This is a genomic window from Methylomonas sp. 11b, assembly GCF_000515215.1.
In the GTDB taxonomy this organism is placed as follows: domain Bacteria; phylum Pseudomonadota; class Gammaproteobacteria; order Methylococcales; family Methylomonadaceae; genus Methylomonas.
Map to the genome: position 1 here is coordinate 5,247,989 of NZ_KI911557.1, position 24,304 is coordinate 5,272,292.

General features: G+C 50.1%; 19 protein-coding genes. 9 read left to right on the forward strand and 10 right to left on the reverse strand.

Annotation, left to right across the window (positions count from 1 at the left end):
* Position 1: 1 nt before the first annotated feature.
* The 3 genes from METH11B_RS0125150 to METH11B_RS0125160 form a co-directional block, all read right to left on the reverse strand.
* The gene (locus tag METH11B_RS0125150) at positions 2-2,185 is read right to left on the reverse strand and encodes a RelA/SpoT family protein (protein WP_020482114.1); all 2,184 of its coding nucleotides are present in this window, start codon (positions 2,183-2,185) and stop codon (positions 2-4) included.
* A gap of 5 nt (positions 2,186-2,190) precedes the next feature.
* Positions 2,191-2,430, reverse strand: coding sequence for a DNA-directed RNA polymerase subunit omega (rpoZ, locus tag METH11B_RS0125155; RefSeq protein ID WP_020482113.1), 240 nt, complete (start codon positions 2,428-2,430; stop codon positions 2,191-2,193).
* Positions 2,431-2,905: 475 nt separating this feature from the next.
* Positions 2,906-4,357 (reverse strand): M48 family metalloprotease, encoded by a 1,452-nt coding sequence (locus tag METH11B_RS0125160; protein ID WP_026604409.1) that lies wholly within the window; start codon positions 4,355-4,357, stop codon positions 2,906-2,908.
* A gap of 127 nt (positions 4,358-4,484) precedes the next feature.
* On the opposite strand from METH11B_RS0125160, the gene tusD reads away from it, so the two are divergent.
* The 7 genes from tusD (at position 4,485) to METH11B_RS0125195 (ending at position 9,337) form a co-directional block, all read left to right on the forward strand.
* Entirely contained in the window at positions 4,485-4,874 is a 390-nt protein-coding gene (tusD, locus tag METH11B_RS0125165) for a sulfurtransferase complex subunit TusD (protein ID WP_026604410.1), read from the forward strand.
* Positions 4,875-4,881: 7 nt separating this feature from the next.
* Positions 4,882-5,238, forward strand: coding sequence for a sulfurtransferase complex subunit TusC (gene tusC / locus METH11B_RS0125170; RefSeq protein WP_026604411.1), 357 nt, complete (start codon positions 4,882-4,884; stop codon positions 5,236-5,238).
* A 90-nt stretch (positions 5,239-5,328) separates the two neighbouring features.
* Positions 5,329-5,913 carry a PilZ domain-containing protein gene (locus METH11B_RS0125175; RefSeq protein ID WP_020482108.1) on the forward strand — a complete coding sequence of 195 codons (585 nt, stop codon included), beginning with the start codon at positions 5,329-5,331 and terminating at the stop codon, positions 5,911-5,913.
* A 41-nt stretch (positions 5,914-5,954) separates the two neighbouring features.
* On the forward strand, positions 5,955-6,944 hold the full coding sequence (birA, locus tag METH11B_RS0125180; protein WP_231499672.1) for a bifunctional biotin--[acetyl-CoA-carboxylase] ligase/biotin operon repressor BirA: 990 nt from the start codon (positions 5,955-5,957) through the stop codon (positions 6,942-6,944).
* On the forward strand, positions 6,941-7,681 hold the full coding sequence (locus tag METH11B_RS0125185) for a type III pantothenate kinase (RefSeq protein WP_026604413.1): 741 nt from the start codon (positions 6,941-6,943) through the stop codon (positions 7,679-7,681). The genes birA and METH11B_RS0125185 overlap by 4 nt, the downstream gene beginning before the upstream one ends.
* A gap of 107 nt (positions 7,682-7,788) precedes the next feature.
* Entirely contained in the window at positions 7,789-8,433 is a 645-nt protein-coding gene (locus METH11B_RS0125190; protein ID WP_155931192.1) for a hypothetical protein, read from the forward strand.
* Between the two features lie 391 nt (positions 8,434-8,824).
* Positions 8,825-9,337 carry a hypothetical protein gene (locus tag METH11B_RS0125195; protein ID WP_020482104.1) on the forward strand — a complete coding sequence of 171 codons (513 nt, stop codon included), beginning with the start codon at positions 8,825-8,827 and terminating at the stop codon, positions 9,335-9,337.
* 177 nt (positions 9,338-9,514) lie between these two features.
* Here METH11B_RS0125195 and METH11B_RS0125200 read toward each other — a convergent pair whose 3' ends face one another.
* The 7 genes from METH11B_RS0125200 to METH11B_RS0125225 all read right to left on the reverse strand — a co-directional run bounded on the left by METH11B_RS0125200 (position 9,515) and on the right by METH11B_RS0125225 (position 20,366).
* The gene (locus METH11B_RS0125200) at positions 9,515-10,153 is read right to left on the reverse strand and encodes a hypothetical protein (RefSeq protein WP_026604415.1); all 639 of its coding nucleotides are present in this window, start codon (positions 10,151-10,153) and stop codon (positions 9,515-9,517) included.
* A 238-nt stretch (positions 10,154-10,391) separates the two neighbouring features.
* Positions 10,392-12,542 (reverse strand): hypothetical protein, encoded by a 2,151-nt coding sequence (locus tag METH11B_RS0125205; RefSeq protein WP_026604416.1) that lies wholly within the window; start codon positions 12,540-12,542, stop codon positions 10,392-10,394.
* A 688-nt stretch (positions 12,543-13,230) separates the two neighbouring features.
* Positions 13,231-14,760: a tetratricopeptide repeat-containing sulfotransferase family protein gene (locus METH11B_RS0125210; RefSeq protein ID WP_231499673.1), complete on the reverse strand. Its 1,530-nt coding sequence runs from the start codon at positions 14,758-14,760 to the stop codon at positions 13,231-13,233.
* 234 nt (positions 14,761-14,994) lie between these two features.
* Positions 14,995-15,993, reverse strand: a complete 999-nt coding sequence (locus METH11B_RS0125215) for a hypothetical protein (protein WP_020482100.1) — start codon at positions 15,991-15,993, stop codon at positions 14,995-14,997.
* A gap of 413 nt (positions 15,994-16,406) precedes the next feature.
* Positions 16,407-19,664, reverse strand: coding sequence for a DUF3570 domain-containing protein (locus METH11B_RS28150; RefSeq protein ID WP_026604418.1), 3,258 nt, complete (start codon positions 19,662-19,664; stop codon positions 16,407-16,409).
* Positions 19,633-19,857: a DUF4266 domain-containing protein gene (locus tag METH11B_RS30060; RefSeq protein ID WP_081607889.1), complete on the reverse strand. Its 225-nt coding sequence runs from the start codon at positions 19,855-19,857 to the stop codon at positions 19,633-19,635. The genes METH11B_RS28150 and METH11B_RS30060 overlap by 32 nt, the downstream gene beginning before the upstream one ends.
* A gap of 17 nt (positions 19,858-19,874) precedes the next feature.
* Positions 19,875-20,366 carry a TlpA family protein disulfide reductase gene (locus tag METH11B_RS0125225; protein ID WP_026604419.1) on the reverse strand — a complete coding sequence of 164 codons (492 nt, stop codon included), beginning with the start codon at positions 20,364-20,366 and terminating at the stop codon, positions 19,875-19,877.
* Positions 20,367-20,802: 436 nt separating this feature from the next.
* Between METH11B_RS0125225 and METH11B_RS29900 the strand changes: the two genes are divergently transcribed.
* Both METH11B_RS29900 and METH11B_RS0125235 read left to right on the forward strand, forming a co-directional pair.
* Positions 20,803-21,561: a hypothetical protein gene (locus METH11B_RS29900; RefSeq protein ID WP_026604420.1), complete on the forward strand. Its 759-nt coding sequence runs from the start codon at positions 20,803-20,805 to the stop codon at positions 21,559-21,561.
* A gap of 437 nt (positions 21,562-21,998) precedes the next feature.
* Entirely contained in the window at positions 21,999-24,302 is a 2,304-nt protein-coding gene (locus METH11B_RS0125235) for a cytochrome c peroxidase (protein ID WP_036278347.1), read from the forward strand.
* The last annotated feature ends 2 nt before the right edge of the window (positions 24,303-24,304 follow it).

The window sequence follows — 24,304 nt, forward strand, 5'->3', positions numbered from 1 at the left end:
GCTATGCCTTGATGCGGGTAATTTTTAAAACAATGGAGAGTTTTTTCAGTTTGCGGATGATATTGGCCAGATGCACGCGATCCTTCACGGCTAAGGTCAGCAAATCCACCGATACGCGATCATCCTGGCTGACCACGGTAATATTTTCGATATTGGAATCCATGCTGGAGATGGTCGAGGCGATGGTGGCCAGCGAACCGCGTTGGTTTAACAATTCGATGCGAATTTCTGCGGGGAATTCGCCGCTGGCTTCCGGGCTCCATTCCACATCCAACCAAGTAGTCTGTTTTTTTCTGACTTCGTTGCTGTTGCGGCATTCGTGATGATGGACGACGATGCCCTTGCCGGGATTGAAGAAGCCGATAATCGAGTCGCCGGGAATTGGCCGGCAGCATTTGGCTAGGCTCACGACGATGCCTTCGGTGCCTTTGATGATTAAAGGGGTTTTGTGTGTGGATTCGTTGTCGTCGAGTTTGACGGCCGCGTTAACGTCGGTTTGGCTGATGCGTTTGGCCACCAGGAAAGGCATGCGATTACCCAGGCCGATGTCTTCCAGCAACTCGTTCATCGAGTGTTTTTTCAACACCTGCAATACCTGGATGATACGGGTGTTATCGACATTTTCCAGTTGAATGCCCAGGCTTTGCAATTCTTTTTCCAGCAGGCGGCGGCCCAGATTGATCGCTTCCTGCTGATTGAAGTTTTTCAAATAGGCGCGGATGCAGCTGCGGGCCTTGGCGGTGGTGACGTAGTTCAGCCAAAGGGGATTCGGTCTGGCCCAAGTGGCGGTAATGACTTCCACCGTCATACCGTTTTCCAGCTTGGTTTGAAGCGGCACCAGTTTCTTGTCGATGCGCGCGGAAATACAGGCGTTGCCGACATCGGTATGTACCAGATAAGCAAAATCGACAATAGTCGCGCCGCGCGGCAGCTTGATGATTTTGCCTTTGGGGGTAAACACGAAAACTTCTTGCGGGAACAGATCGACTTTTAGGTTATCGATGAATTCCAGCGAATCACCAGCGGATTTTTGAATCTCCAGCAAATCGCGCAGCCACTCGTTGGCGCGGGCCTGGATGGTTTCACTTTTATCGTTGTCGGATTTGTATAGCCAATGCGCGGCAATCCCAGATTCCGAGAGACGGTGCATTTCGTGGGTGCGAATCTGAATTTCGATAGGCACGCCGTAGGGACCTATCAATATCGTGTGCAGCGATTGATAACCGTTGGCTTTGGGCAAGGCTATGTAGTCCTTGAAGCGGCCGGGAACGGGTTTATATAAATTGTGCACGCAGCCTAAAGCTCGGTAACAGTCGTCTACCTGATGGCAATAAATGCGGAAAGCGTAGACATCAAAAACGTCGGTAAAGGAAATCCGTTTGCTGAGCATTTTTTGATAAATGCTGGCGATGTTTTTTTCGCGGCCCGCCACTGCGCCGTCCAAGTTGGATTCGTTTAGACGATTTTGGATGGCATTCTGGATGGTGTCGATGATTTCCTTGCGGTTACCGCGCGATTTTTTCACGGCATTATTGATAGCCGTATAGCGGTTGGGATAGAGCGCTTTAAAGCCCAACGATTCCAACTGATGCCGCACGTCGTTCATGCCCAGCCGATTGGCGATGGGGGCGTAAATTTCCAGCGTTTCCTTGGCAATGCGGCGTTTTTTATCGACCGGCATATTACCCATGGTTTGCATATTGTGCAAACGGTCGGCGAGTTTAACCACGATTACCCGTAGGTCTTGCGCCATGGCCAGAAACATTTTTCTGACGTTTTCCGCTTGCGCTTCGGCACGGGAGCGGCTGTCGATTTTGGAGAGTTTGGTCACGCCATCAACCAGTTCAGCAACTTCGACGCCAAACTGTTCCCCCAGTTGTTCCTTGCTGATAGGGGTGTCTTCGATGACATCGTGCAGAATGGCCGCCATGATGCCATGGTGATCCATGTGCATGCTGGCTAGTGTAATCGCTACGGATACCGGATGGCAGATATAGGCTTCACCGCTTCTGCGGAATTGCCCGGAATGAGCGGCCGCGCCGAAATGGTAGGCGCGGATCACATCGTTGATTTGTTCTTGGTCGAGATAGCTGCGCAGGATCTCGCAGAGCTGGTGAAGAAGTTTTTCTTCAGGATGCTCGATAGCAGGTAGCGCTGGTGCGGGTTTGACAGCTATCTCGGGCATGGGCGTTAGATTTCCAGATGGGTTTCCGAAACGTATCCGGCGCGATGCAAACGATCGATATTTTCTTCGTTAACAAAGCCAGCGGCAATTTCACGAAGTGCCAGGACAGTGTCTTTGTCTTTGCCGCGCGGAATGAATTCATCGGCGCCTTTTTCCAACTGCCGTGCTCTTTTGCTGGCGAGTAACACCAATTTGAAACGGTTTTCAACATTTTCCAAACAATCTTCAACGGTAACGCGTGCCATGATTAAACCTTATCTGAGTTTGCGGGGGAGCTTTGCCCGGTAGACTGTAACAGTATCGAGCGGACAAGGTTGAATTATAAGATAAATGACGCACTTAGGCCAATCGAGGCTGCAAGCGGCTAGGTGGGGAGTGTAAAACGACAGGCAATAAAAAGCCCGCTATACGCGGGCCCGTCCTGTTTGTTGTAATTATTATTGTTATAGTGTTGGACGCCTGCCTTAGGGCAGTTTAGTCAAGCAATTACTATTTTATAGTTATTATTATCAGCCGTTTTACAGGCTGTTTCCCTCCCCCCTCAAAGATACAACCCGTTAAGGTTGAACGCACTCCGTATTCAAGGTGGGCGAAGTGTATTTTAAAAAAAACCGGGTGTCCAACAAAAAAAACAGTTTTATTTCGGGAAATGGTTTCGCCACGAAATTAATTTTCTTAAACAGAAACTTAGCTTGTATCAGGCTTTTCTAATGTTTTGTTTTAGCGTTCCATTCGGCGCGATTCTTCCTCGCTGAGAAAGAAATTTAGCCGTTCGTTGAGGATGGCCTGTAGTTGAAAGCTGAGATCGTTCTGTTGTTTTGCCAATCTGATTTGCATGATTGCCGCTTCGGTTTCGCCGCTGGCGTAATAGTACTCGGCCATGTAGCGATGCGATTCCCCAGGCTGTTTGAGGTCTGCGAAAATCTGCGCGAGTAATTCGTAATAATACGGCTGGTCTTTCTCGCTGTCCGACAAGCTTTGTAACACTTGTTTTGCGCGTTGCGGTTGAGCGTTCTTGACCAGGCTGCGGGTATATTGGATTTTCAGCGCGTCGTTGCTGGGGAAGGTATTAATCGCTTTTTCAAATAATTTGCCGGCTTTTTCGTAGTCGTGCGCATCCATGGCCGTGCGGGCCAGCGCCGATATATATTGCGGTTGCCGTGGATATTGCTCGGTGAGTTTTTGAAAAATTTCGCTGGCGGCGGCGTATTGTTGATTTTCCAAATACACCAAACCCATGCCATAACGGGCCACAGCTCTTTGCTCCGGCGTGCCTTGCATTTCGAGCGTAGTGAAATGCTGTAGCGGAGTGCGTTTGTCCTGCGCAGATAGTACGGCAAGCTTGGCTTTGGTCAACAAATACGCTAATGAGTCCGGATATTGTCGGTACGGATAGATTTCAGCTCTGCCGCGGGTGTCGGCGACGCGGTTCTCGGATACCGGATGCGTTCTTAAAAATTCAGGTACGCCTTTGCCGTAATAACGGGTGGATTGCTGCAAGCGTTCGAAAAAAGTCGGCATGCTGCGCGGGTCGTAATTGGCGCCTGCCAGGGTTTGCATGCCCACCCGGTCGGCTTCTTTTTCGTGGTCGCGGGTAAAGTCGATTTGAAACTGAATATTGCCGGCTTGGATTGCCATTAAAGCCGCTTGACCCATATTGGGTGACTGGGTGCCGATTAAAATCGCCGCTAACGTGGCGGCGACGGTTGGGATCGACAATTTACTGGCTTTTTCAATCGATCTGTATAAGTGGCGTTGAGTAACGTGGGCAATCTCGTGAGCCATTACCGACGCCAGTTCGCTCTCCGCTTCGGTCAACAGAATCAAGCCGGAATTGACCCCGATGTATCCGCCCGGGCCGGCGAAGGCGTTGATATTGGGGTCCATCACGACAAAAAAGTGGAAGGGATTGGACGGCGTGTCGCTATGCGATGCTAATTGCCGACCTATGCTTTGGATATATTGCTGAATTTCCACATCCTGATTAATCTCGGCTTGTTGATGCAAATTACGAAAAAATGCTTCGCCGAATTCCTTTTCCTGAGCGGGTGAAATGATGGCCCCTGCCGAATCGCCCATGTCCGGCAGTTGGATTTTTTCGATGTCCAAGGCGCGCGGTGACGAACAGAACAGGATCAGGCCAAGGCTGAAAATAAAAGGCTTAAGTGTCATGGAAGCTCGGACTGGAAGCAGTAAATTTGGTTCAATGGCAAAACAATGTGCGGCAAAAACGGGCAGCTTGAGTGTGCTCGTATTAAAATACGCCGAATATTGAGTTTAACGATTATTTTACAGCGCGATGAAATATGCCGTACAAGTTAATGCCAGTCCTTACGCCAGCAATGCCGGGCTGAATGCCTACCGGTTTATTCAGGCGGCGTTGGCGGCCGAGCACCAAATTCTGCGAGTATTTTTTTACAAAGAAGGTGTCTATCATGCTTTTCGGTATGCTCAGCCTCCGGAGGACGAATTCTCGATTACTCGACATTGGTCGGCTTTAGCTGAGCAATATGGCGTGGATTTAGTGGTATGCATCTCGGCGGCACAGCGCCGGGGTTTATTGTGTCTTGATGAGGCAGCGCGGCAGGGTAAGCAGGATGACGACACGGCGCCAGGGTTTCGGATAGCCGGTTTAGGGCAATGGCTGGAAGCCACATTGTTGGCTGACCGCAGTATTGTCTTCGGTTAACTGTGCAATGAAACGCTATCTATTTATCATGCGCCGCTTGCCTTACAGCGGTGGTCATCTGCAAGAAACTCTGGACGCAATTTTGACGGCCGCGGCCTTTGATCAGCACGTCGCATTACTATTTGTCGACGATGCCGTTTGGCAATTGAAAAATCAGCAGCAACCTGCTGGATTAGATTTAAAGGATACCTCGGCAATTTTCCAGGCCTTGCAAATTTACGACGTTAACGATTTGTACGTAGAAGAAGAATCTTTGCAGCTGGCCGGACTAACATCCACGGATTTGATCTTGCCTGCCGTCCGTCTGCCGCGCGCAGAAGTTAGCGGCTTGATGCGTAGTTACGACCTTACTATTTCCGATTGACGCTGCGGAATTAAACAGTTAAAGCCGCTTAAGCTAAAATTCTTTATTCGTAATATTACCCCACTTAAGTAGACCGAGGACGAGCACACCATGGCGGATGAAATTGAAGAAAAAAGGCGTTATTTTCGAGTCAACGACACGATAAATCTGCTGCATAAAGTCATCGACAAAAAAAATGTCGACGCCTTGAGTCATGTTTCTAATGATGTATTGGGCAATTGTTCATTGACGTCCGCTTTGGACGTATTGGCGCAGGAAGCGCGCATGTTGTCGCCGCGCCTGGAAAGACGTGATCCGGAAATGTTCGAATATCTGAAGATCATCGACACCAAAATCAACCTGATCGCGCAAGCCATTAGCGCACAGAGCGAGGAATTTTCCGAACACGATACCCGCGAAGTAAGTCTCAGCGCGACTGGCTTGGCTTTTAGCAATGAAACGCCGATAGAAGTCGGCGAACTACTGGAACTGCGGATGCTGCTGACCTCGTGTATGGCGGTGATCGTGGCCTACGCGAACGTCGTCCAGTGCAAGGATATTGCCGAAGAGAGTCCGGAACGGCCGTTTTCTATCTGTGTCGAGTATGTCAATCTCACTGAAGACGATAGAGAGCTATTGATCAAGCATGTCGTCAAAAAACAATTGCAACAATTGCGTGATAAAAACGAGTTCTAGCTGCGTAGTGCATTTTTACAGAGCGTTCGGCAGGTTGGCGATTGATCTCTCCTAAACTCAAACAGTTGTTACATGTCCTGGCGGACGGCCAATTTCACTCGGGGACCGAATTGGCGGGCTTGCTGGGCGCTAGTCGTTCGGCGGTGTGGAAACACTTAAGCGCATTGTCCGAATTCGGTATCGAGTTACTAGCGGTTTCAGGTAAAGGTTACCGCTTGCAACACCCTTTACAGTTGTTAGATGAGCAGCAGATCGATCAGCACTTGGATGGACATGCAAAATCATTGTTGGGTGAGCTGGAAATTCACGATCAGATTCACTCTACCAACACTCATTTATTGGAAAAGGCGCGGATGGGCGCTGGCATCGGCTCAGTCTGTCTGGCCGAACGGCAAACCGCTGGGAAAGGGCGGCGCGGCAGGTATTGGGTTTCGCCGTTTGGTCACAATATTTACTTATCGATTTTGTGGCGCTTCCAGGGTGGGCCGGCTGCGATCAGCGGGTTGAGTCTGGCGGTCGGGGTAGCGGTAATCCGCGCGTTGCGAGGTTTCGGCATTGTTGATGTGGGGTTGAAATGGCCGAACGATATTTATTGGCGCCAACGTAAATTGGCGGGGATTTTAATTGAAGTCTCAGGAGAAACCAGCGGACCTTGCCACGCGGTGATAGGTTTGGGTTTAAATGTGTATTTGCCGGCCCATGAAGGACAAGCTATCGAGCAGGATTGGGTCGATTTGCACGCCATTTTGGCCGCGTCGTTTCATGGTAAACGCAATCGGTTGGTGGGCGAGTTATTAAATCAGTTGTTACCCGTGCTGGCAGAGTACGAGACCCGTGCGCTGGGGCATTATCTCGACGAATGGCGTGGCTACGATGCCATGCAAGGCAAACAGGTCGATATTTTTATGCACGAGCAGAGCTTTAGCGGCGTGGTGGCGGGCATTGATGATCAAGGCCTGTTGTTGCTGGAACTTGCGGATGGCCAAACCCGCGTGTTTGCGTCCGGCGAAGTCAGTTTCCGGCGATTATGATTTTACTGGTCGATATTGGCAACTCGCGTCTGAAATGTACCCAGGCAGAGGCCGGTCGGCTTCAGCCGACTCAGTTCATGGATTATCGGCAGCCGGATTTCTCTGAACGCTTGCGTAAATATTGGCTGAATATCCCAGCACCCAAGCAAATCGCTATTGCGTCGGTATCGGAAAATGCTCTGATCTTGTTGCTGGTCGAAATGGCGCGGTCAATATGGCCAGGCCTTGAAGTAATCATTCCGCAGTCTTCGCAAACCGCTTTTAACGTCAAAAATGCATATGCTCGCCCTGAGAAGTTGGGTGTGGACCGCTGGTTGGCATTGCAGGCGGCACATCGTTATTATCCTGGGGATACGTGTGTCGTCGATTGCGGCACCGCTATCACAATAGATTTCATCGAGAGCGATGGCAGGCATCTGGGTGGTTTAATTAGTCCGGGGTTGTTGCTGATGAAAAAATCCTTGGCAGACAATACCGCCGCGCTACCGTTTAGCGAAGATCAGGCAGATACAAGTTTGGCGGTTGTCACGTCGGCGGCTATCAATAACGGTACTTTGTTAGCTGCGACTGGCTTGGTAGAGGCTGCCTTGGCGCGTCAGCCCAAAGCGTATCAGTTGGTATTGAGCGGCGGCGATGGGGAGACCTTAGCTCGACACCTAGCCTTTCCAAGCATTGTAGACGGCGATTTGGTCTTTAAAGGCTTGCTCAATTATTGCCGAAATGAAAACGTCTCATGAAAGCGCTGTTTTTTTTGTTATGTCTGCTGAATGTGTTGTTTTTTTTCTGGAAGCTACATTTTGGTGCGCTGACGCCATCGGTCGAGCCAGTCAGCCATATTCCGGCCTTGTTAACGGTCAGCGAAAGACAATCGGCTAGGCGTGGAGCACAAATTTCTGCTTATCTGGACAACGCCGCCATTGAAATACAAGCTAAGCAAGCGAAGAATATTTTGCAGCGCTTGAATCCGTCCCAAGCTGCTTTGATCCTCAAAACAAGCCCACATACTCCTAAGCCAACTGTTTCCGAAAGGCAGAAAGCCGAGATCCATCATTGCTACGAGGCTGGTCCGTTCAGCGATCAGGAAGCGTTGCGGCGCTGGGCCAATACCGAGCGTTTAACTGCGTTTAAAGCGGTAAACAAGTCGAGCATTGTTGCGTCGGACTTCCAGGTTTATTACCCGGCTGGAAAAGATGCCGAGCAAACCCGTATCAATAAAATGATGTTAAAGGCCAAAGGATTTAACGATATCTGGCCGGTAACCGACGGTGATATCAAAGGGGCAATATCGCTCGGCGTGTTCAATGAGCGGCAGCGCGCAACGCTATTTAAAAATCAATTGGCCGAGCAAGGCGTAAAAGCGGAAATAAGGCAGCGCAATAAACTCCGGGATGAATTGTTCATTCGCTTCGTCGGGGGCCATGGCGCAATTTTCAAGAACGTGGGCTACACGCGTGTGGCCGATTTAGACTGTGGAAATGCGTTGAAATAAGCGCCCGACGCTGACCGCATTTGCTACAGATGCTTTGACGGTCGTTGCGCCGGATGAAACAAATTTAGCTTCATCCGACTTTTTATGTCCGAAAAATTACCTTGTCTCAGTTCCAGACGCGTAACGCACCGATTTGGTGACTTTTTTACGCAAAAGGCAAAAATCACTCGTAACGTGTCGGTAATATTTACACTTTGCGATTGTTGTGGATATAACTTATTGAAAAAAAACGTTTTTAATTATGGCATTATATTTGCATTAACCTGTTTGGGTGGGTGTTTGTATATATCCACCCCCCTTCTTAGTTGGCATTGAGGAACAATTTCAACTACGGAGTAAGGTGGTCAAAAGGATGACCAATTGTTAACGTTAATTTAAATGGGGAATATCCATGAAAACGCTTTTATCTTTAAAACTTTGGCTTGCTGTTTGCCTATTTGCAGTTTCGACTGTAAGTTCGGCAGGCATCATTTGGGAATCTACTGACGGCGATAGCAATTTTATCTCCTTCGGTTCCAGTTCATTCCCATTTACTTCAAGTGACACCTTCGGTATCTTTTCTGCTACCGCTGATCTGGCTATTGATGCACCTGTTTACACTTTTAACGGTGTAGGCACATTTGCCTCTGCTAGCCCGTTTAAATTGGGTCTGTGGACAGCAAGCGGTTGGGTTAGCGAAGTCGGTAACTATGAATTGGGTGCTCCTAATACGTTCTTGTTGACCTTTGTAAAACCAGGCGTGGTCACCAGCAACTTGAGCTTTCTGTTTGGATTCGATCTGAAAGCCGCTGCTAATCAAAATCCTGTCACTAGCGTACCTCTCCCCGCATCGGTATGGTTTATGACAAGCGCTTTGATGGGCTTCCTGTATACCGGTCGTCGTAAAACGGCCGTTCAAGCTTAAATTTTTGGGCTTTTTAAACCGGATGGAGTCGTGCTCCATCCGGTTTTTTTATGTCTGTTGAAAATCTCCAAGTTTATACCTCTAAATTCTCGCGATGGCGGGAGCTTTTAAATTGCCTGGCGCATCATTGTAGCCGATTGGCTCCCGCCTTCTCGGGAGCGACGTTTAACAGGCAAATCAACAACGGTCTTTCTTCACTGCTTTTCTGCTCAAGAACACGCCGACAGCGCTACCGAATAACCAAATTGGTGCAGGCAGCGGAACTGGCTGAACAGAGCCGGACACGGGCTTGAACGACACTAATCTCAACAAATCGCCATTTAGAAAATCGTTGTTCGCCGCCAAGGTAAAGTAACCGGAGCTGGTTGGTGCCGAGGAGCCGGCTTTGGCGTAAAGGTTAAACTCACCCGCGCCGCCGTCCCATCTGGCGCTGGTTCCCCAACCGCCACCTTGCGTCCACTGGCCCATCAATTGTTGGCTAAAGTCCAGTGTTTCGCCTGCGCTATCCCAGGTGGCAAAATCGAAATCCATCATCTGAAATGTGCCGTTTCCTAAGCCTCCCGTGGCGTTGGAAACGGTCAATGTGAAAGCCTTGATCACATCATTGTTGCTGAAATCAAGAAAAGTCGAGCCCGGGTTGGGAATGAATTGGTCATCCAGGCTGATAAGGCCTTGCGCCGTGGCAGCGTTTCCGAACGCTAAGCCGCTGTAATCGAGGCTAAAAGTAAGTATTGCGGCGTGAGCGTTGCTGGCTGCGCATAACGGGATAAGTGCGGTCAGGCTGTTTCTAACTAATTTTTTGAGCTGCTTATTCATCGTTGTTTTGGTTCATATTGAATAGGAGACCACTCCGGCCCGTCGGGCGTAGCAGTTGCCGGGCGAGTGGGTTTTGCTAAGTCGGTCTTTAAATTCCCTGGTGTCGCCATTCCCGTAAAAACTGGAATCCAGTTCCTCAACTAGGCTTCGGCGTTCGCAGGGGAGACTTTATTTAAAGCTTAGGTGAATAGCTTGCCGAAATGCCGGGACTGGGACATGTCAGTCCCGGCAACAGAAGCTAACCGCCGCTGACTATCATGGCTCGCGCCTGGTTCTTCAGATTTATCGCGTTTTGCATGAGTGTCGAGCGGTTTGGATAAAACTTATTCGTTGCTTGTGTTTCGTAATAAAGCGCTTGCTGCAATTTGTCCAACGCATCCGGATAGGGATTGATGACAGCTTCCTTGAGCACGTCGATAGCGTCCTGAGTATCGGCAATCGCCAGTTTCAAGGTTTTGACGCTTTGATCGCCGCTCAACGCCATCGCTTTTTGGTCCAAAAGATTAGAGCTGCGGATGTTTTCCAGTACGTTGATGGAGCGCAGGAATAAAGCGACGGCAATCACTTGCGACGAATCCAGTTTGCCTTGGCGGTTGGCTTTACTCGAGGTGAATGCGCCCGGCGAACTGTTAAAGGCATCGGAACTGTAAAACGCCACAGTCTCTTCCAGTGTCGTCACACTGTTATTGTGGAAGAACGGTGCGGTATCGGCAGCTTCGATGAGTGATGGGGTGTTGAAGCGATTCAAACCATGGTGACCTGCTGGGCGCGTGGTGGTGCCGGCCGGTGCGACACTGCCGTCGCTGTAACAGATTTCGTTAAAGTTCGGACCACAATCGGTTTGTAGTGTTTGTCCGAAACCGCCATCGTAGGCCAGATTTGGATCGGCCAAATGATGCAACTGGTCGCGCATACGCTCTACGCCAGTGTCGCGCGTTGGATTGGCATTGGTGGTGGAGCTGATGCCGCCGGCGTTGGAGTGGCAGCCATTGCAGTTGCCGGTGGTGCCGAATAACACCGTACCGTCGGCAAGTTTCGGATTGTTTTTAGTGTTGAACAATAACAAGCCGTTTTGCACCAGCGGCGACTTGAAATACATATTGGCAAGATTGATTTCTTCGCTGCGGCCCAGGGACAGCATATAAGCTTCCAACGCATCCAGCTCGGCTTCGGTAGGCATTCTAAAGTCGATGTTTTCAGCGCGAATCAGGGTTTTGGGCAAATGCTGTTTGATAGCCCCCTTGGCAAAATCTCGCAGCGATCCGCCCTCGGGTGCGCCGTCTCCCGACCAACCGATAGCATGCGTATGTGTACCGGATTGCTGTGCTTCGGGGTCGTGAGCGTTGAAATAATCCGTATCCTGAGTGAATTCGCCGTTGCCGTAGCCTGGGTTGATGGTTTTTTCAAAGGTTAAGGTGTTGGCTATACCCAGCAGATGCGACGAGCTACGCAGTACCGGTGGTCTATCGAAGCCATCGACATTGGCCACGAATAAGCCAAACTGTCTGAGCAGCGCAGGTTTTTCCAGATCGGCTAATACCGGATTGGTTTCGGCTACAAACAGCGGATCGGTTTTCGGCAGCTTGGCGATGTAACTGGGATCGATGGTATGGTTGTTGTCCGGCCTGTGGCAGGTGGCGCAGGTACGACCGTTGCCGTTAAAGGTTTGTTCGGTAAACAGCTGTTGCCCGGCGGCGATCAGTTGTGTCAGTTGTTCTGGAGAGGTGGCAGCCGAGGCAGTCACAGCCGCTTGCGCGGTTTTGGGTAATAAAAATTCGAACGCCGCTTGTGCGGGACGGGCGTTCTCTTCTGTCGTTACGGAGCCTACCGTTGCCGCCGGCCAATAGCGCTCGGTGTAATATAGCCGTTGCAGTAAGCTTGGCGAGCCGAATAACAGGCCGCCGGTTTGCGGTGTCTCTCCGGCCTTGGCAATCGCGACGGCATCCATCGTAAAGCCGGTGAAGCGGTCGCGGTCCAGTTGGGTTGTCAGTAAGTGTTTATTTTCATGGGCTGACAATGGGCCAATTTTGACCGCTTTGTCGTTTAGGTTATTGCCGGATTTGTGATTATCCAGCAGCCAAACATCGTATTCTTCTTGATTGGATAAGCCGCTGACCGCCACTCTTAATTGGCCATTCACCAGATTCAATGCCGCTTCACCATTGGCAGCGGTAAATTGCCTGGATTGCGCTCGCGAAAAACCCAAGCCGACACGCAAAACCTCTAAGTTTCCTTGTTGTTCGTGCGCACTTTTCCAGCGCTCGTAGACTTTACTTAACGCATCGACATTGCCGTGGCCGGTGAAAGGGGCTTCCGGTTTGGGGGTGAGAGCGTAGCCCAAGGCGATTGCGGCGACAAAAGCCAAAGGAATTTTTAATTGTTTTTTCATGCTTATAATCCTGGGTTGAGCTAAATAAGGCTGATGCGGCGGACAACGACGGGATTTGATAGAAAGCACGGTTCCGGATGTTTCTGATCATGGTAACCAATTAAATTGTGTTCCAGCGCGGCATCCCCCAGGCAAAAGCAATAGCTATGCCTGATTGTGTTTTATAGTAAGCCGATAGAAAAAAACCATATAAATCAATGATAAGAAGTTATTGAGTTCTGGTTTTATCAGCCGTGAACAAGCATGAGCGGGTCGCTAGATGATTTTTTCGATATGTCAAACTTCTAGCTTTCGGATAAATGGGTCATATGCCCTATATCTGTGTTATATGACACAGTCATTTAGATTGCCGACGCTATAAGTACTTTAAGCTTTCGCTAAACAGTATGTTTTAGAGGCTTTTGACAGGAAATATTTTTTTGTATTGCAAATTCCAGCATGATTTCTCCGGTTTTTGGGTGTGGACTCCTCCGGTAGGCGCGTTTTGGCTATTTAGCGTGTCGGAAAATGGGTTATTTACCTTAAATTACAGATGCTCGAAGTTCTGCGGTCGGACTGAGTGGCTTGCGGCGCAACTGTTTTCAGTGGACGTGGATCGGCTGTTCCCGATTAATGGCTGGAAAATTAATCGCTTTGAGTAGGCCGGGGTTTCGGGACATGAATCCCGTTTCCCAGCCCTTAATTTAAGCTAGTTTTCGTAGCCAAACTCGTTTATGAATGGTTGCAGCTCAGGCAGGATGGTGGTGTATTCCGCTCGATAATGCTGCCAACGGCCAACTGATGATGAATATAAAGGTTGCGCGACCTGGCTAAAACTGGGGCTGGCGATGTACTTGCCGCCTGCTTTTTTATGGAATTCGGCGACCGCCGGATCCCACTCCAAACCAATAAAATCAAACACCTTTCGGAATGCCGGTTCGAAATCAAATACCGCGTCTTCGTATCGGAACTCGATAAAACGCATCGTTAATTTCGGTCTGATAGTCAGCCACCAGTCCATGACTTGCGCATAAAACCGGGCAGTACTTTCCCAGCTTAGTAATTGCACCGTTGATGGCGTCGGCAACATGGTTTGCATGAAGCAGCTCAAGCAAACGTCGCGCGGATCGCGCAGCAAAAATACCAGTTTGGCGTCCGGAAAAATGCAGTTGATCAAGCCTAGATCGATGGTGTTCATCGTCGTCTTATCCAGCAATAATCGGGTGCCGATCTTATCGCCGTACAAGGCGCGGGCCCGGTGCCAGTAAAACGCACGTAAGTGTTGTACGCCTGCTAAATCAAGTTTGCGTAGTTGCTCGGCGACGTGACCTTGTCCATTCGACATTCGCTTAAGTTCCTTCGCCATCGAGATAACCAGATCGGTTTCGTCCGCAACAAAAATTTCCGGATGGGCGGCCAGCACTTCCTGGGTTAGGGTAGTGCCGGTACGCATAAAGCCCAACAGAAAAACCGGCGCAGGTTGGTCGGCTGGAAACTCGGTATGGGTCCAGCGTCCCAGTAGTTCGCTATCAAATTCCGTCTTATGTATTTCCAGCATTTTTGGAACTAAGCTGGCGTCTTGGCGTTTTACTTCCGGCAGGCGCGGCGCCTGTTCGGCGGCTGCATGCAAATGCGGGAAAACCTGATCATATTGTCCAAGTTTGTCCAGAATCCGAGCCAGCTCTTTATTGGCTCGGAACCTTTCTTCGGTGGTCAATAAGGCGTTTTGCAATACCTTTTCCAAACGTTGTTTGGCTTCTTGGTTCAGGCCATCGGCAGCTTCCAGAGTGGCGAGTAAAATCGACAGTACTGCGCTGTTCGGCGCCAATTTCAATGCCTGTCTACCGGCTGCGAGGGCGGGTTTTTTCTGATTTAGACGAGAGTAGGTCAAGGCCAGCAATTGATAGCCGCGCAATTGCCCCGGATTAATTTGCACGGCTTGTTTGCATAGCTCCAGCGCACCGGGAAAGTCATTCCAATACTGCAATTGGTCGACCATATCCAGGGCCAAACCGATGTCGCGGCTTTTCCGGGCTTTTTTTAAAAGCAGTTGCCCCGACTGATGAAGGTGTGCCAAACCTTCCTCGCGCTTCCCTAGCCAGCACAGCGATTGTCCCAGGCAAGCCTTGATTTGCGGATCTTTAGGGCTATCCTCGGCCGCCTTGCTAAACCATGCCACGGCTTCGCTGAAGTTCTTCTGTTGGACGGCGGCTTGGCCGAGTTGCATGAATGGGGTCATGATGATTATGGTTTGCTAATTCAAGCTTCAAAAAAGGGTTGTGAGATGGCGTTCGGTGAATACCTCCCATTTGTTTTTGATATTTTACTTTAGGGGCGGGAGAGTGTGTCACTCAGGCGTAAGAGCCAAGGAAAAATGATTCTGACGACTATTGTTATGTCATGATTTTTGCGCAGATACCTGCTCGGCCGAGCATGGGCCGAACAGGTTGATAGCGTCTAATGGCTTTTAGTGTTATGCCAGAGAGCGTTTACGACGTTGCAGGCCTATAAAACCGGTCAAAGCGCTGCCAAATAACCATACCGCACCCGGCACAGGAACGGCCGCAATTGTCAGTTGGTAGTCGTTGCGGGTTTCTATCCAGTCGCCTGCTTGAAAGCCGCCCAACATGATGGTGTATATTTTGCCGGCCTCGGCGGTGAATGTAGCGCTATTTCCTACAACATCATCCAGTATTAGAGCGGTGAGTCCACTGCCGCCAAATGGATTGGGGTCGGTAATTTGGCTGTCATTATTGCCTACGGCTTGCGCGCTGGCTGGGTCTATCGAATGCCAGGTGCCGTGGTGAGAATAGTTGGTGGTTCCGGTATTTTTGCCTTCAAACACCGTAAAGCCATAATCGGGCGTTTCGTTAAGGGAGCCGTTACCCAGCAGGCTGGAAATCGAAAGAGTGACTGTCTGAGTGACGTTGGACTTAAACAAGCCGATGTCAGTGTCGTGTTTCCAGCCCTCGGCTGCGCCGTCGTGCCATGCGCCTTGTGCAGTATCAATGTCGGCGTAGTTGAACGTCGTGCCGTCCGCAAGGACTGTGCCGCCGTAACGGGTGTTGGAATCCAGTCTGGATACTACCGCAGTTTCACCGGCACCGATGACCGCCGTCCAGTTTAATGTCTGTGTGCCTGAATAATTGAAGTTCGCATCGGTACGTGCATCGTTACCAACCCAGGGCACGGCCGCATTGCCTGCGCCCCCGGAGGTGACTTTTGTTGGGTTGTTGCTGGTAGTTGGACCATTGCCGCAGGTGCTGCCGGCCGCACCGCACGCATTGGTGCCGGTTCTCATCCAGCCATCCGTTCCATTGCCGCCAGACACCAATGCTTTGGGGGCGGAACGGTCATGGTTGAACGCGTTATAAGAGACAGTGGCCGCGGCGGCGTCTGAGCTGGAAACAGCGGAGATGGCGATGCCGGTCATAGCAAAAGCAACGGCCTGAGATAACTTGGTTTTTAGCATGTAATTCCTCGCAATAAAATATGTTTGCCGACTGGAAAGGGGGGGGGAGGGTGCCGGCCTTAGGTATATTTAGAAGCATGCATGGCGGCGCTGAAGCTGTTGCAAAAGCTTATTAACAACGACGACCAATTTATGTCTTCTAAGCAATGTGTCTGGGTTAGACACTTAGCGTTAAAAGCACATAGCGTGCCATTCATAACATGATGAAATATAAGGAAATAAATGCCTTCTGTTGTTTGAGTTGTGTGATATGCCGCACTTTGCGTGAAATGGCCTAATTTCAACAGGAACGCTATTCATGTTCTCGCTGAAGGGTGTTTTAGCAAGCGGCCTAGCAAACGGTTATGATTTTATGTAAGAAATATCGGGGTATCTGACCCAGGGTGTAAAACGGGGCCAATCGGGCGGCACGGTCAAAAACCGAAAGTCCACGTCGCATTCAAGGTGCCTTCCCTTTCCAGTTGGTGCCCATTGAAATCGGTAGCAATCGGTTGCAGCCACTCGATGCTGAAACTGTGGCCGGCAAGTGGGCCGTCTGGCAGGGTGGCGTTTAAACCCAAACCGACGTCCCAAAAGCGTCCGCCATAGTTGCCGGGATGGTCCACTGTCGAGTTCAGCGAATGACTGCGGTTGAATTGACCCTTGATCGCACCTTGTTCGGAATAAATGCCGCGAACCGATGTAGAAAGCCAATCTAATATTTTGTAACTACCCCAAGCGGTGGATTGGAATGCGTCGCCCAGAGCATAACCAACACGATTCCTATCTTGCAGGCGTTTGATGCCACTCATTTGTGCGCCCCAAGACCAGTCTGCAAATTGACCGGTGTAGGTCAAGCTGGGTCTGAAATCCCAAGTGCCGCTGCCGAGCTGCATGCCGTAATCCTGGACTTGGCTGGTCAGGGCGTCTTGCCCATCGACGGTGATTTCGTTACTGCCGGTGGGAGCGCTGACGCCGAGTCCTATATGAAGGTGATGGTTGGGCGTGTCGAAGGCCTTGAACATGGCGGTCATAATGGTATCGCCCAGGCCGCCGCTACTATGGCCGCTGCCATGTTCATTACTAGCGGTGGAACCGGGAATGTTCGATAGCGACATTTTCATGTCCATGATTTGCGGCATCAACATCAAATTCAGCCAATCGGTGGGTGCATACATGATGTCCAGCATGTGCATATTCATGCTCATTTCACTGGGACGCGAGGCGCATTGGTAGTTGCCGCAGGCTGAGTTCAACAAAGATGCGTCGTCCACCGTGCTCGAGCCAAATTGCATGCCGCCGGTTTGATTGGTGTAGGCGTACCGGTAGCCGACCATCAGCTCACCGGGCGTATTCATCATATGGCCGAACATAACGCCGGCGGGTAGTGGTGCGCCGTGGTTATGATGCAGGTGATGGGCATGTTCGCCGGCTTGCGAGCTTAGCGCGGACAGGTTGACGTTCAATCCGCCGTGTACCATGTAATAGCTGTAGTCGGCGTAACTGTTATCCAGACCTCCACCTAATTTCAAACTGCTTTGCCGGGTGTAATACTCAAAGCCGGCATCCAGTGTCACACCTTTATTGAATTGTTTGCTGAAGGTAATCCCGCCGCTCAACGCGCCAAAATCCGCCAGGCGAAAATCGCTGGAATAATGTCCATCAGCGCGCGGCGCCAAAAAATACGGCGCAAAAAATTCGGCTTGCGACTGTGAGTAATAACGAAAGCTCGGCGTGACGGTAATGCCCATCGGTAAGGATTGATACCATTTGAGCTCCGCGGTGTGCGAATTTACCCCCCAGTCGTCCGCGTAAAATCGGTAATCAAAATGCACCGAGGCATCCAGGGAGGGAATATATTGGTTGATGCGGTTGGAAATAGACCATTGATTGCGTAGGTCCGGTCTGACTTCCCGAAACAGCTCGGTACCGACCATTTCCAGTTTGGTGATGGCGTTCCAGTCGATGGACGCACCATTAGAGCCTTGATAGATTTGATAGTATTCTTCCGGCGTCACTTCGCCGCGGATGTACACGTATTTGTACGGGTTGCTCAAATAGCCGTTTTGCCGCGTGTAGCTGGCAGACGAATGGAACAGTGTGTTTTTGCTTAAAATTTGCGAAAAACCTAGATTAAAACCATGGGATGCGCTGGTCTCATTCAGTGCTTGATAATTGGGGGAATTGTCATTGTCGCCATGCGTGTGTTCGTCGGCTGCGCCGTGGGCGGCGTCAGTGCTTCGCGTAATTTGATTGCTGGAAACATTGTAACCGGCGGATACGGTACTTAGTTTGTTGTTAAATTCGTGGCTTAAAGTCACTGAGCCGAAATTGGAAATAAAGTCAGGTTCTTCGGACATGCCGCCGGAAAACGCCAGGGTGTTGTCGTCAAAATAATATTTGCCGCTGAAAGTCGGCATGGTGCGGGTTTCCAGCGGTTGTTGTTGATATTTTTGGACGATGGAGGACATCGGCGGAATCATCCGATTCAGGACATTTCTATACGCATCGATCACCAACTGTTGAAACAAGTTGGCCTGCATGGCATTAATCGCTGAGACTTGTTGATTGTATTGGGCAATTGTCGCGGCGTCGGCCCCAGTCAGCCGGGAATAACTGACGTCATCGAGGCGCATTTTGTAGGGCAGTCCGGGGGTTACAAATGAATCAGGCTCGCCAACAAAATGAATCCAGACCGCGTAAATGTTTTTAAAGTCGTTCCCAAGCACCATGATGCCGTTAAAGCTGTCCGCGCTGGTATTGTTAACACTTTTGTAAGCTGCCCGTGTCGCATAGTTGGTGCCGTCTCCACTGGATAAATTGACATTTTGCGCTTGGCTGAAGCCTAAAATTTCCCAAGCACCTGTTCTCCTATTGCCATTTGCTATCCCCCAAGGTGCGGAAAAACTCATGGAGTTTAAATCGAACGCCTGTCCGTCCTGAGCGCGAATATAAATTCCTGAAGAGTCGTTGTGATAAGCCACTTCATAGAGTGGAGTGACGCCGTCAGCGGCAAAATTATTCAGTTCCTGATGCAGATGGTTGGTTGGATTGGCATCGCTGACCACGCCAGTCACAAACCCGGACTCTGCGTAGCAATCCGTGCAGACGCCCGTTGCGGCAATATTGGCATGACCGCCGTAAGCCGCTTGGCTCATACCATCGAAGTTTAAAGTGCCGTTGCTGGGCGATGGCGCTATCGAAAGCCCCGCCTGATCTTTAAGTGCATTAATCGTGGATAAAATTTGCGCCTGTCCTGGATCGTAAACATCCTTAAAGGCTTGGAAATTGTTTAGCCCGGCTGGGGTGGTGAGTGTTGCCGCGCTAACTCCGGCCGAAGCGGCCGAGACAATATCCACCAGGCTTAACACGCCATCATCGTAATTGAGCTGGTTTGCCATGGCTGCCGGCATACTAAATGCCGGCGTTGCCCCGCTGTAGGTGTCCCGGTCTATGCTAAACGACAACTCAAGCGTGTCCTTATAAGGCACGGTAAAGTCGGCGTGATAGACGTCAACCGCCATGCGATTATCGCTTTCCTGATAGTGGCCGTATTGAAAATTGGCTTCCGCTTGCGCAGCGGGTGTGGCGCCGTGGGCTTGGAGCCCTGGCAGTGCCAGAGCGGCTGAAGTCAGCGCGGCAAGCGCCTTGTGCTTATCGCTAGTTACAGCCACAGCCGCCACCACTGCCATTCAACCCGCCTTGAGACGCTTCCTTGCTAGTGAAAATATGGTCGCGGAAATGGCTTAAGTTCGGTTTAGGATTAAGCGCCATATCTCTTTTAGCTAGATTGCCCCTTTCCCAGGGCGAAACTTCGGCGCATCCTGCAAGTGCGCAAATGCCGCACATCAATAGCGCCTTAAAAAGTCTATTCAACTGGTCCATTGTTGTTCTAAAAGCCCTTACTGGCTGAGTAAAGATTTGATTTGCTCTCTGAGTAGCGCCTGATCGCCATCGCGGAAGCCCAAATGTACTTTTCTAACGATGCCGGATTTGTCGAGCAGGTAAGAAGAGGGCATGGCTTTAACGTCATATATTTTCGGGCACTCGCCTTGCGGGTCGAAGGCAATGGGGTAATTCACTTGATGCTCGCTTAAAAATTGGCTCACGGTGTCGCGGTCTTCATCGAGATTAATCGCTACGACCTCAAAGCCGTCCTTGCCCAGTTCCTCGTATAGACCATTGAAAAAAGGCATGGATTTGATGCAGGGAGGGCACCAAGTCGCCCAAAAATCCAGTAAAACCACCTTGCCTTTGAAGTTGCTTGGATCGACTGATAGTTTGGTCTCTGAGAATACGGCCGGACATGCCGGAGCGGGTTGGCCCAGTTCAGCTGCGGTTGTGGAAAAACTACCAAGCAATAATAACGGGAAGAAAAAAAGCGCTTTATTCATAAGTTGCAAAGGGGATAGGAATTGATTCCTCTAAGCAGGAACCGTACCTATTTAAGATTTGGTGGGCAGATAAGCGGGTTGTGCTTGGGTTTAGCGAGAAGCCATTGAGATTTGGGTGGTGTTCAGGCTCACGGGCTGATTCTTGGCAGGGGTGGTGCGGGGCATATCAAGCACTATGCATGAGTTATTTAACATAGTTCATTTTATTAGCATCCTTACTGAGTTGTTTTTGCGGAGGTATTCGACGTTTTTCGTTATGATTATTAAAGGGTTAAGGAATGTGGTCTGGGTTTTGCTTTGGAGTTTTTACGGGGATTGTTAGGAAATGGCGATTGCGTTGTCAATCGTTCAGTAATTCTTTGAAATTTTTAAGTCAAAGGATGATGTTAGAGCAAATTTCAAATTTTAAAATTAACCCAAGAAAGGAGATTTGATAGTGAATCAATTAACAACAATCAGTGCGTTACTGCTTGCCGGTATGGCGTCGGTTTCAGGCGCTGCTTCCGCGGCAACTACTACCACCACCATTAACTTCGATGGTTTGAATCAAGCGGCCTATGGCGGTCATGCCAATACCTCGGCAACAGGTGTTTGTGCTGACTGTTATGCGGAGTCCGGTTTTGTGTTGGGTGTGGTTAGCGATGCGAATCCGACTAATCACCTGCACCAGGAGTTGAACGATATTGCGCCGGATGGCGTCACTCCGTTGTATGAAGTGGCATATCACAACGACTCTTCAGGTATCTACATGCGAGCTGTTGATGGCAGTTCGTTTTCATTGACGCAAATGGATTTTCATTCACCTTGGGGTATTTCGAACGGCAACAGACGTTCAGGTTCGTGGGAGATTTTGGGTTTCAGTCAACCGGATAACGCCGCTTTGTCTAGCGGAGACGGTACCAATTACGCAACTCGGGTCGCTTATCAGACTCTCGCAAATACCGCTACGGATAATTTCGACGGTACCTTGGTGTTAAATAGCGGATTCCAAAATATCAGTGCTTTCTGGATCCATTTTATCGGTGAGCCCGATTCGTTCGTGACAGCTGGACTGCCGTACAAAATGCGTTTGGACAATGTCGTGATTCAACAGACTGCGGCTGCGGTACCTGTGCCTGCTGCTGTCTGGATGTTTGGTAGCGGTTTGCTGGGTCTGCTGTCTTTTGGAAGAAAGAAGAATTCATTGGCAGCCTAAGCCTGCTATTAACCCGGCCCTATTTACCACTGGTATTTCGTTAGGGCCGGGCTAGTCGAGGCCCAGGCTAGTGTGTACTTCAACAGGCAAGGGCATTAAGGCAAGTAGTATTTAAGGGCAGGGTTAATCAACGATCTATTGCTCTGCGTTTGACGGGGTGGCGGTAACGCCACCCCTTTTTTTTGATCAGATTTCAGGAGTTAGTGGCATCGTTTTGCGCTTGCCGGCTCTATCCGCCGTCTGCTCGATTCTTGATTCGGTATTTGCCTGGATGTTTCGAACAAATTGTGTCAAATGACGCATTGTCCACTTCAGAAGCGCTGTTGGAAGAGTTGAGATCAATATAACCACATGTTTTGAATAGTAATTGTGTAAATGGTTTTATTTTTGCTTATTCACTTCAAATTCAAAAAAGTTTGCATTTAGACGAGGTAATTATGCGAGTTACGAATAAATTGGGCTGGACAACCGCGGGCTGGTTATTTTGGTTGCCAATTGCTTTTGCGCACGGGCCGCAGCCGATGCCGTTGCAGAACGTGCCGATACCCAAGGTTTTAGGGACGTTGGGCGAGTTACCGGTAAATTTTTTACCTACGGATGGTCGCGACCCTATCGTCGTAGACAAACAAAAGGCGATTGCTTTGGGTAAGGCCTTGTTTTGGGATGTCAATGTCGGCAGCGATGGCATGGCATGCGGATCCTGCCATTTTCATGCCGGTGCCGATAACCGGGTGAAAAACCAAATGAACCCTGGGCTTAAAGGTACTACGGCGACTGCTGAAACTTTTGAACGTTTGCCTTCGAGTATCGATAGCGGTGGTCCCAACTACACGCTTAAAACCACGGATTTTCCAACCTTTCGTTTTAATGACCCTTTAAATAAGGCAAGCGGCGTGTCTTTTGCAACCGATGATGTCGTTTCGTCATCCGGCACATTCAGCGGTAATTTTACAGGCGTATCGAAATTTACCGGCGAGCAAGATCAATGCGCCCGCTCCGCCGACCCGATATTTCATGTCGATGGTACCGGAACCCGTAGGGTGGAGCCCAGAAACGCCCCGACAGTGGTAAACGCTATTTTCAATCACCGAAATTTTTGGGATGGGCGGGCCAATAACACCTATAACGGCGTTAGTCCCTGGGGCGACCGCGATCCCGACGCGGGCGTTTGGGTGAAAACCGGTGCCAGAAGCGCCGCCAAACAGAAGCTTAGGCTGGAAAATGCGTCACTCGCGTCTTTGGCTATGGGGCCGGCATTAAGTGACGTCGAGATGTCATGTGTCGCTCGCAAATGGCCCAACATAGGCAGAAAGTTGCTATTGCGCCAGCCCCTACAAGGCCAGAAAGTGCATCACCAAGATAGCGTGTTGGGCGCACTCAGTTTAAGCACGCCGGGCAGTCTCAAGCCCGGTTTGAATACAACTTATAAAAACATGATTATGGGGGCTTTCAACCCGAAATTCTGGTCATTCAGTTCGACGGGCCCGTTCGGTGCGCCGGCGGGGCAAGAGCCTTACAATCAAATGGAAGCCAATTTTTCGATGTTCTTTGGTATCGCTTTACAGCTGTATCAAGGCACCCTGGTTTCCGATCAGGCACCGATTGATTTGACCCCCCGCGATCCGATTACGCACTTGCCGACCTGGGAGGGCATGGGTAAAACGCAGGCGGAGATCGATTCTTTAAACAACGGCTTGGCAACATTCACCAACAATCACTGTAATTTGTGCCACTCAGGCCCGGCTTTGACTACCGCGGCGATTACGTTGAATAGTACGCTGGTCGACGGAACGCTTAATGCCTTCTATGGTAGCGATCTTTCAATACCGTATGGGCCGGACGGTCTGGGACCGGATGCCGGTGCTTACGCAGCCGGGATCAGTCCGCACGTCAGCGTGGTAACTCGTAATACTACTGTCGGCGGCATCAAACTCATGGATCTTGGATTTGCCAACACCGGCGTGGCGGATCCGGCGGCTGATCCCGGTCTGGGTGCTTTAGACGATTTTGGTAACCCCTTGTCATATTCAGATCAATATGTTCAGTACTTGCTGGGAAATTACTCAAACGTCAAAGACAAAGTCGTAAAAAGCGTGCGCAGCTGCGATTTTCTGGTCGAGATTGCCAAAAATGTTACGACGACCAACCTTGTCACATTCACGATCCCCAATGGCATTCAAGCGGATGGCGCTAGGGAAGGCGTGCTGAAAAATCAGGATTGCATCAACGATTTTGCGTTAAAGGGGAATATACCGACCATTGCCGCAGCCAATGCATCGCTAACGTCGGCGCCGTTAAAACTGGGGGTCGCCAAGAAAGCTACCTTTAAAATACCGGGTTTACGGAATATCGAGCTGACTGGCCCGTATATGCATAACGGCAGCATGTCAACGTTGGAGCAGGTTCTTGAGTTTTATTCTAGAAAAGGCAACAACGACAATCCGGATAGACATACCTTGGTTTCGAATATCGCCTTGGCAAATGCGCCCGAGCAACGTGCCGACTTGCTGGCGCTGTTAAAAAGTTTTACCGATGAGCGGGTGCGTTATGAAAAAGCGCCTTTCGACCATCCGGAAATCAAAGTGCCCAACGGGCATACTGGCGACCATATTTCGGTGACGGCCGGTAATCCGCTGAGCGCTGAATTGGCTACCGAAGAATTTCTGGTGATTCCGCCGGTAGGGGCAAACGGTTCGCACGCTCCGTTGTTACCGTTTGAGAGCTATTTGCAGGCCCCTTAATT

What these genes read in the sequence shown, in the direction of transcription:
- tusC (WP_026604411.1), top strand. Translation starts at nt 4,882, where the DNA reads ATGAAACGCTATCTATTTATCATGCGCCGCTTGCCTTACAGCGGTGGT.
- METH11B_RS28150 (WP_026604418.1), bottom strand. Translation starts at nt 19,664, where the DNA reads ATGGCAGTGGTGGCGGCTGTGGCTGTAACTAGCGATAAGCACAAGGCG.
- METH11B_RS0125200 (WP_026604415.1), bottom strand. Translation starts at nt 10,153, where the DNA reads ATGAATAAGCAGCTCAAAAAATTAGTTAGAAACAGCCTGACCGCACTT.
- METH11B_RS0125210 (WP_231499673.1), bottom strand. Translation starts at nt 14,760, where the DNA reads ATGACCCCATTCATGCAACTCGGCCAAGCCGCCGTCCAACAGAAGAAC.
- METH11B_RS0125175 (WP_020482108.1), top strand. Translation starts at nt 5,329, where the DNA reads ATGGCGGATGAAATTGAAGAAAAAAGGCGTTATTTTCGAGTCAACGAC.
- METH11B_RS0125225 (WP_026604419.1), bottom strand. Translation starts at nt 20,366, where the DNA reads ATGAATAAAGCGCTTTTTTTCTTCCCGTTATTATTGCTTGGTAGTTTT.
- METH11B_RS0125215 (WP_020482100.1), bottom strand. Translation starts at nt 15,993, where the DNA reads ATGCTAAAAACCAAGTTATCTCAGGCCGTTGCTTTTGCTATGACCGGC.
- METH11B_RS0125160 (WP_026604409.1), bottom strand. Translation starts at nt 4,357, where the DNA reads ATGACACTTAAGCCTTTTATTTTCAGCCTTGGCCTGATCCTGTTCTGT.
- tusD (WP_026604410.1), top strand. Translation starts at nt 4,485, where the DNA reads ATGAAATATGCCGTACAAGTTAATGCCAGTCCTTACGCCAGCAATGCC.
- METH11B_RS0125185 (WP_026604413.1), top strand. Translation starts at nt 6,941, where the DNA reads ATGATTTTACTGGTCGATATTGGCAACTCGCGTCTGAAATGTACCCAG.
- METH11B_RS0125195 (WP_020482104.1), top strand. Translation starts at nt 8,825, where the DNA reads ATGAAAACGCTTTTATCTTTAAAACTTTGGCTTGCTGTTTGCCTATTT.
- METH11B_RS0125150 (WP_020482114.1), bottom strand. Translation starts at nt 2,185, where the DNA reads ATGCCCGAGATAGCTGTCAAACCCGCACCAGCGCTACCTGCTATCGAG.
- rpoZ (WP_020482113.1), bottom strand. Translation starts at nt 2,430, where the DNA reads ATGGCACGCGTTACCGTTGAAGATTGTTTGGAAAATGTTGAAAACCGT.
- METH11B_RS0125205 (WP_026604416.1), bottom strand. Translation starts at nt 12,542, where the DNA reads ATGAAAAAACAATTAAAAATTCCTTTGGCTTTTGTCGCCGCAATCGCC.
- METH11B_RS0125235 (WP_036278347.1), top strand. Translation starts at nt 21,999, where the DNA reads ATGCGAGTTACGAATAAATTGGGCTGGACAACCGCGGGCTGGTTATTT.
- METH11B_RS30060 (WP_081607889.1), bottom strand. Translation starts at nt 19,857, where the DNA reads ATGGACCAGTTGAATAGACTTTTTAAGGCGCTATTGATGTGCGGCATT.